This is a genomic window from Citrobacter sp. Cs237, assembly GCF_030332325.1.
Lineage (GTDB): Bacteria > Pseudomonadota > Gammaproteobacteria > Enterobacterales > Enterobacteriaceae > Citrobacter_A > Citrobacter_A sedlakii.
Window position 1 is genome coordinate 1 of sequence record NZ_JAOWIB010000089.1, and the last position, 13852, is coordinate 13852.

General features: G+C 54.6%; 14 protein-coding genes. 12 read left to right on the forward strand and 2 right to left on the reverse strand.

Features of this window, described 5'->3' with window-relative positions:
- Positions 1-264: 264 nt before the first annotated feature.
- Positions 265-1269, reverse strand: coding sequence for an IS110-like element IS5075 family transposase (locus OGY07_RS03010; protein ID WP_000427619.1), 1005 nt, complete (start codon positions 1267-1269; stop codon positions 265-267).
- A 73-nt stretch (positions 1270-1342) separates the two neighbouring features.
- Between OGY07_RS03010 and OGY07_RS03015 the strand changes: the two genes are divergently transcribed.
- Both OGY07_RS03015 and livJ read left to right on the forward strand, forming a co-directional pair.
- Positions 1343-2587, forward strand: a complete 1245-nt coding sequence (locus OGY07_RS03015; protein ID WP_042286519.1) for an aromatic amino acid transport family protein — start codon at positions 1343-1345, stop codon at positions 2585-2587.
- A 252-nt stretch (positions 2588-2839) separates the two neighbouring features.
- Positions 2840-3943, forward strand: a complete 1104-nt coding sequence (gene livJ / locus OGY07_RS03020; RefSeq protein WP_120714933.1) for a branched chain amino acid ABC transporter substrate-binding protein LivJ — start codon at positions 2840-2842, stop codon at positions 3941-3943.
- A gap of 134 nt (positions 3944-4077) precedes the next feature.
- Here livJ and panM read toward each other — a convergent pair whose 3' ends face one another.
- Entirely contained in the window at positions 4078-4461 is a 384-nt protein-coding gene (panM, locus tag OGY07_RS03025; protein ID WP_199957570.1) for an aspartate 1-decarboxylase autocleavage activator PanM, read from the reverse strand.
- Between the two features lie 424 nt (positions 4462-4885).
- Between panM and livK the strand changes: the two genes are divergently transcribed.
- From livK to ugpE, 10 genes are all read left to right on the forward strand, one after another.
- Complete coding sequence (gene livK, locus OGY07_RS03030) at positions 4886-5995, forward strand: high-affinity branched-chain amino acid ABC transporter substrate-binding protein LivK (protein WP_181822399.1); 1110 nt, start codon at positions 4886-4888, stop codon at positions 5993-5995.
- Positions 5996-6056: 61 nt separating this feature from the next.
- Positions 6057-6983, forward strand: coding sequence for a high-affinity branched-chain amino acid ABC transporter permease LivH (gene livH, locus OGY07_RS03035; protein WP_042286511.1), 927 nt, complete (start codon positions 6057-6059; stop codon positions 6981-6983).
- Positions 6980-8257: a branched chain amino acid ABC transporter permease LivM gene (gene livM, locus OGY07_RS03040; RefSeq protein ID WP_286598569.1), complete on the forward strand. Its 1278-nt coding sequence runs from the start codon at positions 6980-6982 to the stop codon at positions 8255-8257. Before livH ends, livM begins: the two co-directional genes overlap by 4 nt.
- Positions 8254-9021, forward strand: a complete 768-nt coding sequence (gene livG, locus OGY07_RS03045) for a high-affinity branched-chain amino acid ABC transporter ATP-binding protein LivG (RefSeq protein WP_286598571.1) — start codon at positions 8254-8256, stop codon at positions 9019-9021. The genes livM and livG overlap by 4 nt, the downstream gene beginning before the upstream one ends.
- Before the next feature lies 1 nt (position 9022).
- Positions 9023-9736, forward strand: a complete 714-nt coding sequence (gene livF / locus OGY07_RS03050; RefSeq protein WP_042286504.1) for a high-affinity branched-chain amino acid ABC transporter ATP-binding protein LivF — start codon at positions 9023-9025, stop codon at positions 9734-9736.
- Positions 9737-9878: 142 nt separating this feature from the next.
- The gene (locus OGY07_RS03055; protein ID WP_060571155.1) at positions 9879-10100 is read left to right on the forward strand and encodes a type II toxin-antitoxin system Phd/YefM family antitoxin; all 222 of its coding nucleotides are present in this window, start codon (positions 9879-9881) and stop codon (positions 10098-10100) included.
- The gene (locus OGY07_RS03060) at positions 10097-10465 is read left to right on the forward strand and encodes a type II toxin-antitoxin system death-on-curing family toxin (protein ID WP_060571156.1); all 369 of its coding nucleotides are present in this window, start codon (positions 10097-10099) and stop codon (positions 10463-10465) included. The genes OGY07_RS03055 and OGY07_RS03060 overlap by 4 nt, the downstream gene beginning before the upstream one ends.
- Before the next feature lie 242 nt (positions 10466-10707).
- Positions 10708-12024, forward strand: coding sequence for a sn-glycerol-3-phosphate ABC transporter substrate-binding protein UgpB (gene ugpB / locus OGY07_RS03065; protein ID WP_286598576.1), 1317 nt, complete (start codon positions 10708-10710; stop codon positions 12022-12024).
- 98 nt (positions 12025-12122) lie between these two features.
- Complete coding sequence (ugpA, locus tag OGY07_RS03070; RefSeq protein ID WP_042286499.1) at positions 12123-13010, forward strand: sn-glycerol-3-phosphate ABC transporter permease UgpA; 888 nt, start codon at positions 12123-12125, stop codon at positions 13008-13010.
- On the forward strand, positions 13007-13852 hold the full coding sequence (ugpE, locus tag OGY07_RS03075) for a sn-glycerol-3-phosphate ABC transporter permease UgpE (protein ID WP_286598578.1): 846 nt from the start codon (positions 13007-13009) through the stop codon (positions 13850-13852). The genes ugpA and ugpE overlap by 4 nt, the downstream gene beginning before the upstream one ends.

The following is a 13852-nucleotide window of genomic DNA, read 5'->3' on the forward strand; positions in this document are numbered from 1 at the left end:
AAAACGGAATCTATGGTCACTCCCGTTTTTGCAACACCGATTTTGACGACAAGTTGGCTTGCTTGAATCTATCCGGCGTCTGAATGGGATTTTATTCCCGCGCCTCGATGAGTTCCGCGCCTGATGAACCTCCAGAAAATATACGGCTTCAATGAGCCTTTCCGTTTTACAGGTTCCTCAACAGGCCGGTGGGCCGTTAGTATCATCAATATCAGTATTCGCAAAACCAGATGAATGATTGTTTAAACTGGTGTATTTCTGCCTTTATGCTTCGTAAGTTTGCTGTCGCGCCGTCAGTGCCCAGGCTATTCTGGCCAGCTTGTTTGCCAGAGCACAGGTGACGACAAAGTTGCTTTTCCGACACAACAACTCCCTGACCCAGTCGGCCAACTTGCCAGACTGGTGTTCCAGTTTTTGTATGAATACCCTGGCACACTGAACCAACAAAGTTCGGATCTTTTTGTTGCCCCGCTTGCTAATCCCTAACAATGTCGTCCGACCTCCCGTGCTGTACTGTCGGGGTACCAGCCCTGTTGCCGCCGCAAAGTCACGGCTGCTGGCGTACTGCTTCCCGTCGCCAATCTCAGTTGAAATAGTACTGGCAGTCAGCGTTCCAACGCAGGGAATACTCAGCAAGCGCTGTCCAACCTCATCTTCGTCCAACTTTCGTTTCAACTGAGATTCCAGATCTTTAATCTGCTCAACAAGATAGTGATAATGCTGTTGTAATTTCAGCAGTAACTGGCTGAGATAAAGAGGCAAACTACTGTCCTCAAGAAGGGTACTCAGTCGACTAATAACGGCAGCACCTCGCGGAACGCTGATACCAAATTCCAGCAGAAAAGCATGCATCTGATTAGTTGTTTTCACCTTATCCTGAACCAGGGATTCACGGACACGATGCAGAGCTCGCATTGCCTGCTGAGATTCGGTTCTGGGCTGCACGAAACGCATAGATGGACGTGATGCTGCTTCACAGATAGCTTCAGCATCAACGAAGTCATTTTTGTTGCTTTTAACGAATGGGCGGACAAATTGCGGTGATATCAGCTTTGGAAAATGCCCTAACTCTTCCAGCTTGCGTGCCATAAAGTGAGAACCGCCACAGGCTTCCATCGCGATGGTTGTTGCCGGGCATGTCGCCAGAAATTCGATTAGCTTTGGTCGGGTGAATTTTTTACGGTAAACGGCCTTCCCACGATGATCCTGACAATGAATATGGAAAGAGTTCTTACCCAGATCGATACCAATAAGCGCAATGTTTTCCATGATGGTTCTCCGAATGAAAGCCTGTCCTCAGCATAGTACTGGGAAGGAGGGAGTGACCATCTCATTAAATATTATGTCTGAAAACTCCACCTTTTCTCCGGCGCTGACGCGTCGGGAGCGTACCGCTGTACCCGCTAAATCGTTGAGCTTTGTTGAGGGCGTGTCGATGATCGTCGGCACCAACATCGGCGCAGGGGTATTATCCATCGCTTACGCCTCCAGCAAAGCGGGTTTCCTGCCGCTGTTGTTCTGGCTGGTGCTGGTTGGCAGCCTGACCACCATCACCATGTTGTACGTTGCAGAATCCACCCTTCGCACCCGCAAGCATCTACAGCTCAGCGGTTTGTCGCACCGTTACGTCGGACGGTTTGGGGCGCTGATGATGTTTATGTCCGTCTGCGTCAACAGCGTCGGCGCGCTCATTGCCTACATGACCGGTAGCGGCAAACTGTTGCACTCGTTATTAGGGATTTCGCCCGCGCTCGGCAGCGCGCTGTTTTTTATTCCGGCGGCCGGCGTGCTTTATCTTGGCCTGAAGGCAATTGGTCGCGGGGAGAAATTTATCAGCATCGGGATGGTCGTCATGATCGCTGTGCTGATCGTCGCCACGATGCTGAAAGAAACTACCCAGGTACGCTATCTGCTGGACGGCAACTGGCTGTACATGGTGCCGGTGTTTAACGTGGTAGCATTTTGCTTCTCCGCGCAGTACATCGTGCCGGAAATGGCGCGCGGCTTTGTCGATAAGCCGGAAAAACTGCCAAAAGCGATTATGGTCGGAATGGCGATTACTTTCAGCCTGCTGGCGCTGGTGCCGATGTCGGTCATCATGTTAAACGGCCTCGATAACATTACCGATGTGGCGACCATCTCATGGGGACGCGCGTTGGGAGAGTGGGCTTTCTTCTCGGCGAACCTGTTTGCGCTGTGCGCCATGTTGACTTCGTACTGGGGGCTGGGCGGCAGCTTTCTGACCAATATTTTCGATCAGTTTCGCCTGGGCGATGATGCGCAGCCGTTGAAGCGCTTTCTGGTGCTGGTGGTGGTGGCCGTGCCGCCGTTTATCCTTGCCTACAGCGGTATGGTGTCGTTTGTAAATGCGCTCTATTTCGCCGGGGTGTTCAGCGGCGTGATTCTGTCGATTATGCCCATTCTCATGTTGAAAGGCGCGCGTCAGCGCGGCGATGTAACGCCTGGCTGGACCTGCCCGGCATGGATTACTCATCCTGTTATTCAGGGATTCATCGTATTGCTTTACCTGTGCAGCGCCGTGTATGCCATTGCTTCTGCGCTGGGTTACCTTCCGGCTGGCTGGTGATCCGGTATTTTACTCCCCCGCGTCTTCCGGAAGGACGCGGTTTTTTTTGTCACTCATTTGTTACATTCGCCGCAATTTAGTCTTTTCAAACGCCAGTAAATAACGGTATGTTTAGCATAGTGTGCTGCAAAAGCGCGAAAGGCAGCCCTTGAGATAGCTATCATATGCTTTTCTTATTTCATATAACAGAATAATGCGCTGACAAACAACATCATAACAAATGCAAAAACCACAATAATGGGGAGCTTCAGGATGAATATGAAGGGTAAAACGTTACTGGCAGGATGTATTGCCTTAATGATGAGCAGCCCGGCGCTGGCGGAAGATATCAAAGTCGCCGTTGTCGGCGCGATGTCAGGTCCGGTCGCGCAGTACGGCGACCAGGAATTTACCGGTGCGGAGCAGGCCATCGCCGATATCAATGCCAAGGGCGGCATCAAGGGAAATAAGCTGGTTGCGGTAAAGTATGACGACGCCTGTGACCCGAAACAGGCTGTCGCGGTGGCGAACAAGGTTATCAATGACGGCATTAAATATGTCATCGGTCACCTGTGCTCCTCATCGACTCAACCCGCGTCTGATATCTACGAAGATGAAGGCATCCTGATGATCACCCCGGCTGCCACCGCGCCGGAGCTGACCGCGCGTGGCTATCAGTTGGTGCTGCGCACCACCGGTCTGGATTCCGATCAGGGACCGACCGCCGCGAAATACATTCTGGAAAAAGTGAAGCCGCAGCGCATCGCCATCGTCCACGACAAACAGCAGTACGGTGAAGGGCTGGCGCGCGCGGTGCAGGATGGCCTGAAAAAAGGCAACGCGAACGTGGTGTTCTTTGACGGCATTACCGCCGGAGAGAAAGACTTCTCCACGCTGGTGGCGCGTCTGAAGAAAGAGAATATCGATTTTGTGTATTACGGGGGCTATCACCCGGAAATGGGCCAGATCCTACGCCAGGCGCGTGCCGCCGGTCTGAAAACCCAGTTTATGGGGCCGGAAGGGGTGGCGAACGTCTCGCTGTCTAACATCGCCGGTGAGTCTGCGGAAGGTCTGCTGGTGACCAAGCCGAAGAACTACGATCAGGTTCCGGCGAACAAACCCATCGTGGACGCGATCAAAGCGAAGAAACAGGATCCAAGCGGCGCGTTTGTGTGGACCACCTACGCCGCGTTGCAGTCTCTGCAGGCGGGCCTGAACCAGTCCGATGATCCGGCGGAAATCGCGAAATACCTGAAAGGGAATACCGTCGAAACCGTTATGGGGCCGCTGTCATGGGATGAGAAGGGCGATCTGAAGGGTTTCGAGTTCGGGGTCTTTAACTGGCACGCTAACGGTACGGCGACCGACGCCAAATAATTTTCCCGTCGTTTTTCTACAGTATGGAACGTCCGGGAAAACGCCGAAAACCTCAATGCCGGATGACGCTTACGCTTAACCGGCCTTAGTGAACAGCGATATGCAGGCCGGGTATGGCGACGCCACCCGGCTTTTTAACGTTTCTCCCAGCCATCCTGCTGCGCGGTAAAACCCGACGCCTGCATAAACGCCGCCATCACGCCGCGGTCTTCCACGCCGACGTCCGCCATCCACCAGGAGGAGACGTTAGGGTTATCGCGTATGACTTCTTCCACAAGATACTGCCCTACGCCGCGACGACGTGTGATCTCACGCACCCGCAGGGAATCCAGCGCGCCCTGCGCTCCGCTTAGCGTCACGCGTACCGCGCCCAGCAGACGCTCATTGAAACGCGCGGCGTAAATCCGGTGCGTTTCATCTACGCTTAACGAGGCGGCGGAATATTCCGGCCAGATTTTGCCCAGATCTATCAGATCCTGATCGCTAAAGTGTTCTAATCGAATGATGGTCAGCTTCATCGACAGCATGTCCAAATCACAAAAGAGAGCGTCAGTGTACCGAAAATTTTTAGCGGGATGCTTTCACTTTTTTAATTCATTTGGCAGGTGATTAGTTTTTTGTCAGTCGCAACCTTAGCGCGAAACGTCAGAGAATGAAAAACAGGCAGGATATTCCCCTGGAAGGTAGTGATTTATTCGGCTCTTTGTCCCGTTATTTTATGCTGACAAACGCGCTTTTTTTTGTTTATCTATGGTGAAAAGCAGAATATTATCTGTTCTTAATAGACTGAAAAATAGGGGTTTTACTCTGTTTTTGTCAAAAACACTGCGCTAAACCATTAATCAGACTGGTAAAAAACAGTGTAGTACAAAAAAAACACAGTCTTCTTTTTACGCATACAAATAAAAAATAAGTACACTTCGTCACGAATGGGGATTCAGTATGAAACGGAATGCGAAAACAGTTATCGCAGGCGTCATTGCATTAGCGATGTCGCAGGCGGCAATGGCAGATGAGATCAAGGTTGCCGTTGTGGGCGCGATGTCCGGGCCGGTCGCCCAGTGGGGCGATATGGAATTTAACGGCGCGCGTCAGGCCATTAAAGACATCAACGCCAAAGGCGGTATCAAGGGCGACAAACTGGTGGGCGTAGAGTACGACGACGCCTGCGATCCGAAACAGGCCGTTGCGGTCGCCAACAAAATTGTCAATGACGGCATTCAGTACGTGATTGGCCATCTGTGTTCCTCTTCTACCCAACCTGCATCGGATATTTACGAGGATGAAGGCATCCTGATGATCTCCCCGGGGGCGACGAATCCGGAGCTGACCCAGCGCGGTTATGCGCACATCATGCGTACCGCCGGGCTGGACTCCTCTCAAGGGCCGACCGCGGCAAAATACATTCTGGAGAAGGTGAAGCCGCAGCGCATCGCCATCATTCACGATAAACAGCAGTACGGTGAAGGGCTGGCGCGCTCCGTACAGGACGGCCTGAAAGCGGCGAACGCCAATATTGTCTTCTTCGACGGTATTACCGCCGGTGAAAAAGATTTCTCCGCGCTGCTTGCCCGTCTGCAAAAAGAGAACATCGACTTTGTTTATTACGGCGGGTACTACCCGGAAATGGGACAAATGCTGCGACAGGCGCGTTCGGTTGGCCTGAAAACCCAGTTTATGGGGCCGGAAGGGGTCGGTAATGCGTCGCTGTCGAACATCGCCGGTGATGCCGCAGAAGGCATGCTGGTGACGATGCCGAAACGTTATGACCAGGATCCAGCCAACAAAGCGATTGTCGATGCGTTGAAAGCAGACAAAAAAGATCCAAGCGGTCCTTATGTGTGGATCACCTATGCGGCGGTGCAGTCGCTGGCAACCGCAATGGACCGTTCCGGCAGCAAAGCGCCGCTGGATCTGGTGAAAGATTTAAAAGCGAACGGTGCTGACACCGTGATTGGGCCGCTGAAATGGGATGAAAAAGGCGATCTGAAGGGATTTGAATTTGGTGTCTTTCAGTGGCACGCCGACGGTTCGTCTACCGCCGCGAAGTAATTCCTGAAGACAAGTTATCCCACCGCCCGCGCAAAACGGGCGGGTTGAGAAAGGTTACCTTATGTCCGAGCAGTTCCTCTATTTTCTGCAGCAGATGTTTAACGGCGTCACGCTGGGAAGTACCTACGCGCTGATCGCTATTGGTTACACCATGGTGTACGGCATTATTGGCATGATCAACTTCGCCCACGGCGAGGTTTACATGATCGGCAGCTATGTCTCATTCATGATCATCGCCGCGCTAATGATGATGGGTATTGATACCAGTTGGCTGCTGGTGGCGGCCGGGTTTGTCGGGGCGATCGTCATCGCCAGCGCCTACGGCTGGAGTATTGAGCGGGTAGCCTACCGGCCGGTGCGCAACTCCAAGCGCCTGATTGCGCTGATTTCCGCGATTGGGATGTCCATCTTTCTGCAAAACTACGTCAGCCTGACCCAGGGCTCGCGCGATGTCGCGCTGCCAAGCCTGTTTAACGGCCAGTGGATTGTGGGGGCCAGCGAACACTTTTCGGCCAGCATTACCACCATGCAACTGGTGATCTGGATCGTCACCTTCCTCGCCATGCTGGCATTGACCCTTTTCATCCGTTATTCCCGCATGGGACGTGCCTGCCGCGCCTGCGCCGAAGATCTGAAAATGGCCAGCCTGCTGGGGATCAACACCGACCGCGTGATTGCGCTGACCTTCGTGATCGGCGCGGCGATGGCGGCGGTGGCGGGTGTTCTGCTCGGTCAGTTCTACGGGGTGATCAACCCCTACATCGGTTTTATGGCCGGGATGAAAGCCTTCACCGCCGCAGTGCTTGGCGGGATCGGCAGTATTCCGGGGGCGATGATTGGCGGCCTGATTCTCGGCGTCGCCGAAGCGCTTTCTTCTGCTTATCTCAGTACGGAATATAAAGACGTGGTGTCGTTCGCGCTGCTGATTCTGGTGCTGCTGGTGATGCCGACCGGTATTCTGGGTCGTCCGGAGGTAGAGAAAGTATGAAACCGATGCATTTTGCAATGGCGCTGCTCTCTGCCGCCATGTTCTTTGTGCTGGCTGGCGTCTTTATGGGCGTTCAGCTGGAGCTTGACGGCACGAAGCTGGTGGTGGATATCGCTGCCGACATCCGCTGGCAGTGGGTGTTTATTGGCACCGCAGTGGTTTTTTTCTTCCAGCTTCTGCGTCCGGCGTTCCAGAAAGGGCTGAAAAACGTTTCCGGGCCTAAGTTCATTCTGCCGGCCATTGATGGCTCAACGGTTAAACAGAAGCTGTTTCTGATTGCGCTGTTGGTGGTGGCCGTCGCGTGGCCGTTTATGGTGTCGCGCGGTACGGTGGATATCGCTACCCTGACGATGATTTACATCATCCTCGGTCTGGGACTGAACGTAGTGGTGGGACTGTCCGGGCTGTTGGTGCTGGGTTACGGCGGTTTCTACGCAATTGGCGCTTACACCTTTGCGTTGCTGAACCACTATTACGGCCTCGGTTTCTGGACCTGCCTGCCGCTGGCGGGGCTGGTGGCCGCTGCCGCCGGCTTCCTGCTCGGCTTTCCAGTGCTGCGCCTGCGCGGCGACTATCTGGCGATTGTGACCTTAGGGTTTGGCGAAATCGTCCGCATCCTGTTACTCAATAATACCGAAGTGACCGGCGGGCCGAACGGCATCAGCCAGATCCCGAAACCGACGCTGTTTGGTCTCGAGTTCAGCCGTAGCGCCCGTGAAGGCGGCTGGGATACCTTCAGCAATTTCTTCGGTGTGAAGTATGACCCGTCCGATCGCGTTATCTTCCTGTATCTGGTGGCGTTACTGCTGGTGGTGCTGAGCCTGTTTGTTATCAATCGTCTGCTGCGTATGCCGCTGGGTCGCGCGTGGGAAGCTTTGCGTGAAGATGAGATCGCCTGCCGCTCGCTGGGTCTGAGCCCGACGCGTATTAAACTGACCGCATTTACCATCAGCGCCGCGTTCGCCGGTTTCGCCGGGACGCTTTTCGCCGCGCGCCAGGGCTTTGTCAGCCCGGAATCATTCACTTTTGCCGAATCGGCATTTGTGCTGGCAATTGTGGTATTGGGGGGGATGGGCTCGCAGTTTGCGGTGATCCTTGCGGCGGTATTGCTGGTGGTTTCGCGCGAGCTGATGCGTGATTTCAATGAATACAGCATGTTGATGCTGGGTGGTTTGATGGTGCTGATGATGATCTGGCGTCCGCAGGGCTTGCTGCCGATGACCCGTCCACAGTTGAAGCTGAAAAACGGGGAAGCGAAAGGAGAGCAGGCATGAGTCAGCCATTATTATCGGTTAACGGCCTGATGATGCGCTTCGGTGGTCTGTTAGCGGTCAACAACGTTGATCTGGAACTGCATCCCCACGAGATTGTTTCGCTGATTGGGCCGAACGGCGCCGGGAAAACCACGGTCTTTAACTGCCTGACCGGGTTTTACAAACCGACCGGCGGTACGATCATGCTGCGCGATCAGCACCTTGAAGGGCTGCCGGGCCAGCAGATTGCCCGTATGGGCGTAGTTCGCACTTTCCAGCACGTACGTCTGTTTCGTGAAATGACGGTGATCGAGAATCTGCTGGTGGCGCAGCACCAACAGCTGAAAACCGGCGTGTTTTCCGGTCTGCTGAAGACACCCTCGTTTCGCCGGGCCCAGAGTGAAGCGCTGGACCGCGCCGCCACCTGGCTTGAGCGTATCGGTCTGTTAGAGCACGCCAACCGACAGGCCAGCAACCTGGCTTACGGCGATCAGCGTCGTCTGGAAATCGCGCGTTGCATGGTGACCCAACCGGACATTCTGATGCTCGACGAACCGGCTGCGGGGTTGAACCCGAAAGAGACGAAAGAGCTTGACGAACTGATCGCTGAGCTGCGCAATCATCACAACACCACCATCTTGCTGATTGAGCACGATATGAAGTTGGTGATGGGGATTTCTGACCGGATTTACGTGGTGAATCAGGGCACGCCGCTGGCGAACGGGACGCCGGAGCAGATTCGTAATAACCCGGACGTGATCCGCGCATACCTTGGTGAGGCCTAAGATGGAAAAAGTCATGTTGTCCTTTGACAAAGTCAGTGCCCACTACGGAAAAATCCAGGCGCTGCATGAGGTGAGCTTGCATATCAATCAGGGGGAAATCGTGACTCTGATTGGCGCTAACGGCGCAGGGAAAACCACGCTGCTCGGTACGCTGTGCGGCGACCCGCGCGCAACCAGCGGTCGGATTGTCTTTGATGACAAAGACATTACCGACTGGCAAACCGCCAAAATCATGCGTGAAGCGGTGGCGATTGTCCCGGAAGGGCGCCGCGTTTTTTCCCGTATGACGGTAGAAGAGAACCTGGCGATGGGCGGTTTTTTTGCCGAGCGCGACCAATTCCAGGAGCGCATCAAATGGGTCTATGAACTGTTTCCGCGTCTGCACGAACGCCGTATTCAGCGAGCGGGCACCATGTCTGGCGGCGAGCAGCAAATGCTGGCGATTGGTCGCGCGCTGATGAGCCAGCCGCGCCTGCTGCTGCTGGACGAACCGTCGCTGGGACTTGCGCCTATTATCATCCAGCAGATTTTCGACACCATTGAGCAACTGCGCGAGCAGGGAATGACCATCTTCCTCGTCGAACAGAACGCCAACCAGGCGCTAAAGCTCGCTGACCGTGGATACGTGTTGGAAAACGGTCACGTCGTGCTCTCCGATACGGGCGACGCCCTGTTGGCGAATGAGGCGGTGCGCAGCGCTTACCTCGGCGGGTAACGCCTGTCATGCCCGTATGCGTGCAGCATCCGGGCAGACAACACCGTGCTCCCCAGGCCGGGTAAGGCGAAGCCGCCTCCCGGCCTTTTTGTTTCTTGTACGTTTTAGTTGTACAATTATTTTGTACTTAAAAGGGGGGGTTATGCGTACGATGAATTATAGCGAAGCACGGCAGAATCTGGCCTCAGCGCTGGATTCCGCAGCGACCGGAACGCCAGTAACTATCACGCGTCGGGGGCATAAGCCCGCGGTTATCATCAGCGCTGAAGAATTTGAGCGCTATCAGGCAGCGAAGCTGGATGCCGAATTTGATGCCATCATGGGGATTCACGGCAGTGAAATAAGGGAACTGGCTGATAAATGACTCTGCAATTTATCTCAGCGGAAGAGATCGTTTTGTTTCATGACAAACTGCTGAGCATCACACCCGGTGTGGCGGGAATGGCGGATCCAGGTCGGGCGGAAGCCCTTCTGTACCGGGTGTTGAATAAATATGAGTACGAAGGCGTAACCGATATCTGGATCCTTGCGGCAATGCATTTGTTGGCAATCTCACGCGGTCATATCTTCAATGATGGTAATAAGCGTACGGCGCTCTTTATTACGCTACTGTTTCTCAAACGTAACGGCATATCGCTGAAGGCTAATCCAGATTTTGTGGCGATGACGGTGGAGGCGGCGGCAGGCCGTTTGTCGCTTGAACAGATTGTTCAGCGTCTCCGTTGTTAACATATGGCCCGTATGCGTGCAGCATCCGGGCTGACAACACCGTGCTCCCCAGGCCGGGTAAGGCGAAGCCGCCCCCGGTTTTTATTCATAACACTTTTCATATTTCCATCATCCCGTTGACGCCTGGCTGTCATCTTTTTGTAAATAAACGGTTATTTTTCTGTCATTCGCGCATGGCATGTTAACTCGCGAACAAAAAACGCGTGATATCGCGCATCCGGCACAACAAGAGAGATAACCGAATGACATCGTTACGACATACAGCGTTAGGCGTGGCGTTAAGCCTGGCATTCGTGGGAAATGCTATGGCCGTGACCACCATTCCGTTCTGGCATTCTATGGAAGGCGAGCTGGGGAAAGAGGTGGATTCTCTGGCGCAACGTTTTAATGCCGCCAATCCGGATTACAAAATTGTGCCGGTGTACAAAGGCAACTACGAACAGAGTCTGAGCGCGGGCATCGCCGCCTTCCGTACCGGCAACGCGCCGGCGTTGCTTCAGGTGTACGAAGTAGGCACGGCGACGATGATGGCGTCGAAGGCTATCAAGCCCGTTTATGAGGTGTTCAAAGACGCGGGTATTCATTTTGATGAGTCACAGTTCGTGCCGACCGTCTCTGGTTACTACACCGATTCCAAAACCGGTCACCTGTTGTCTCAGCCGTTTAACAGCTCCACTCCGGTGTTGTATTACAACAAAGACGCCTTCCAAAAAGCCGGGTTAGACCCCGTACAACCACCAAAAACCTGGCAGGATCTGGCCGACTACACCGCGAAGCTGAAAGCGGCAGGGATGAAGTGCGGCTACGCCAGCGGCTGGCAGGGCTGGATCCAGATCGAAAACTTCAGCGCCTGGCATGGTCTGCCGGTGGCGACCAAAAACAACGGCTTTGACGGTACTGACGCGGTGCTGGAATTTAACAAGCCGGAGCAGGTGAAACACATCACCTTGTTGCAGGAACTCAATAAGAAGGGTGATTTCAGCTACTTCGGACGTAAAGACGAATCCACCGAGAAGTTCTACAACGGTGACTGCGCCATTACCACCGCTTCCTCTGGTTCGTTGGCAGACATTCGTCACTACGCCAAATTTAACTACGGCGTGGGCATGATGCCGTACGATGCCGACGTAAAAGGCGCGCCGCAGAACGCCATTATCGGCGGGGCGAGCCTGTGGGTGATGCAAGGGAAAGACATAGAGACCTACAAAGGCGTGGCGACGTTCCTCGACTTCCTGGCGAAACCGGAAAACGCTGCTGAATGGCATCAGAAAACCGGCTATCTGCCGATCACCAAAGCTGCCTACGATCTGACCCGCGAACAGGGTTTTTATGACAAAAATCCGGGCGCGGATATCGCTACGCGTCAGATGCTGAACAAGCCGCCGTTACCGTTCACCAAAGGCCTGCGTCTGGGCAATATGCCGCAAATCCGTACCATTGTGGACGAAGAGCTGGAAAGCGTATGGACCGGCAAGAAAACCCCGCAACAGGCACTGGATTCTGCGGTAGAGCGCGGAAATCAACTGCTACGCCGCTTCGAGCAGTCGACCAAATCGTAATGTGAGTTGCCCGGTGGCTTCAGCTTACCGGGCCGACAAGAGTGTAAGCCGGGTAAGCCGAAGCCGCCGCCCGGCGCTGTTCAGGAAAGCCAATTTTCATGTCATCTTCTCGTCCGGTATTCCGCTCGCGCTGGCTGCCTTATCTTCTGGTCGCGCCGCAGCTGGCAATTACCCTTATTTTCTTTATCTGGCCTGCGGGCGAGGCGCTGTGGTACTCGCTGCAAAGCGTCGATCCGTTTGGGCTGTCCAGCCAGTTTGTCGGGCTGGATAACTTCGTCGCACTGTTCCATGACCGCTACTACCTCGATTCCTTCTGGACGACGGTGAAATTCAGCGCGCTGGTGACCGTCAGCGGCCTTTTGGCCTCGCTGTTTTTCGCCGCGCTGGTCGACTACGTGGTGCGCGGCAGCCGCCTGTACCAGACGCTGATGCTGCTACCTTACGCCGTCGCTCCCGCCGTCGCCGCCGTGCTGTGGATCTTTCTCTTTAACCCGGGGCGCGGGCTGATTACGCATTTTTTGGCCGAGTTCGGTTATGACTGGAACCACGCCCAGAATAGCGGTCAGGCCATGTTCCTGGTGGTGTTTGCGTCGGTCTGGAAGCAAATTAGTTACAACTTCCTGTTCTTCTTCGCCGCGCTGCAGTCGATTCCCCGTTCGCTGGTGGAAGCCGCCGCCATTGACGGCGCGGGGCCGGTGCGCCGCTTCTTCAGGCTGTCGTTGCCGCTGATTGCCCCGGTGAGCTTCTTTCTGCTGGTGGTTAACCTGGTGTACGCCTTCTTCGACACCTTCCCGGTGATCGACGCCGCCACCGCCGGTGGGCCTGTGCAGGCGACCACCACGCTAATTTATAAAATCTACCGCGAAGGTTTCGCCGGGCTGGATCTGTCAGCTTCCGCCGCGCAGTCGGTGGTGCTGATGTTCCTCGTCATCATCCTCACGGTGGTGCAGTTTCGCTATGTGGAAAGTAAGGTGCGTTATCAATGATTGAGAACCGTCGCGGGCTGACGATTTTCAGCCATACCATGCTGGTTCTGGGGATTGCCGTCATCCTGTTTCCACTGTACGTGGCGTTTGTCGCGGCGACGCTGGATAACCGGGCGGTATTCGACACGCCGATGACGCTGATCCCAGGATCACACCTGATTGAAAACATGAAAAATATCTGGGTCAACGGCGTGGGCGCCAACAGCGCGCCGTTCTGGCTGATGATGCTCAACAGCTTCATCATGGCATTCGGTATTACGGTGGGCAAAATCACCGTGTCGATGCTTTCGGCCTTCGCCATCGTCTGGTTCCGCTTTCCGCTGCGTAACCTGTTCTTCTGGATGATTTTCATCACCCTGATGCTGCCGGTGGAAGTGCGTATCTTCCCGACGGTGGAAGTGATTGCCAACCTTGGAATGCTCGACAGTTACGCAGGTCTGACGTTGCCGCTGATGGCCTCGGCGACGGCCACTTTCCTGTTCCGCCAGTTCTTTATGACCCTGCCGGACGAGCTGATTGAGGCCGCGCGTATCGACGGCGCGTCGCCGATGCGTTTTTTCCGCGACATCGTGCTGCCGCTGTCGAAAACCAACCTCGCGGCGCTGTTTGTCATCACCTTTATCTACGGCTGGAACCAGTACCTGTGGCCGCTGCTGATTATCACCGACATTAATCTTGGCACTACCGTGGCGGGTATTAAAGGCATGATCGCCACCGGCGAAGGCTCCACCCTCTGGAATCAGGTGATGGCGGCGATGTTGCTTACCCTTATCCCCCCGGTCGTTATCGTTTTAGCCATGCAGCGTGCGTTTGTGCGTGGTTTAGTGGACAGTGAGAAATAA

What these genes read in the sequence shown, in the direction of transcription:
- OGY07_RS03010 (WP_000427619.1), bottom strand. Translation starts at nt 1,269, where the DNA reads ATGGAAAACATTGCGCTTATTGGTATCGATCTGGGTAAGAACTCTTTC.
- livK (WP_181822399.1), top strand. Translation starts at nt 4,886, where the DNA reads ATGAAACGGAATGCGAAAACAGTTATCGCAGGCGTCATTGCATTAGCG.
- livJ (WP_120714933.1), top strand. Translation starts at nt 2,840, where the DNA reads ATGAATATGAAGGGTAAAACGTTACTGGCAGGATGTATTGCCTTAATG.
- OGY07_RS03015 (WP_042286519.1), top strand. Translation starts at nt 1,343, where the DNA reads ATGTCTGAAAACTCCACCTTTTCTCCGGCGCTGACGCGTCGGGAGCGT.
- livG (WP_286598571.1), top strand. Translation starts at nt 8,254, where the DNA reads ATGAGTCAGCCATTATTATCGGTTAACGGCCTGATGATGCGCTTCGGT.
- OGY07_RS03055 (WP_060571155.1), top strand. Translation starts at nt 9,879, where the DNA reads ATGCGTACGATGAATTATAGCGAAGCACGGCAGAATCTGGCCTCAGCG.
- ugpA (WP_042286499.1), top strand. Translation starts at nt 12,123, where the DNA reads ATGTCATCTTCTCGTCCGGTATTCCGCTCGCGCTGGCTGCCTTATCTT.
- livF (WP_042286504.1), top strand. Translation starts at nt 9,023, where the DNA reads ATGGAAAAAGTCATGTTGTCCTTTGACAAAGTCAGTGCCCACTACGGA.
- panM (WP_199957570.1), bottom strand. Translation starts at nt 4,461, where the DNA reads ATGAAGCTGACCATCATTCGATTAGAACACTTTAGCGATCAGGATCTG.
- ugpE (WP_286598578.1), top strand. Translation starts at nt 13,007, where the DNA reads ATGATTGAGAACCGTCGCGGGCTGACGATTTTCAGCCATACCATGCTG.
- ugpB (WP_286598576.1), top strand. Translation starts at nt 10,708, where the DNA reads ATGACATCGTTACGACATACAGCGTTAGGCGTGGCGTTAAGCCTGGCA.
- livM (WP_286598569.1), top strand. Translation starts at nt 6,980, where the DNA reads ATGAAACCGATGCATTTTGCAATGGCGCTGCTCTCTGCCGCCATGTTC.
- livH (WP_042286511.1), top strand. Translation starts at nt 6,057, where the DNA reads ATGTCCGAGCAGTTCCTCTATTTTCTGCAGCAGATGTTTAACGGCGTC.
- OGY07_RS03060 (WP_060571156.1), top strand. Translation starts at nt 10,097, where the DNA reads ATGACTCTGCAATTTATCTCAGCGGAAGAGATCGTTTTGTTTCATGAC.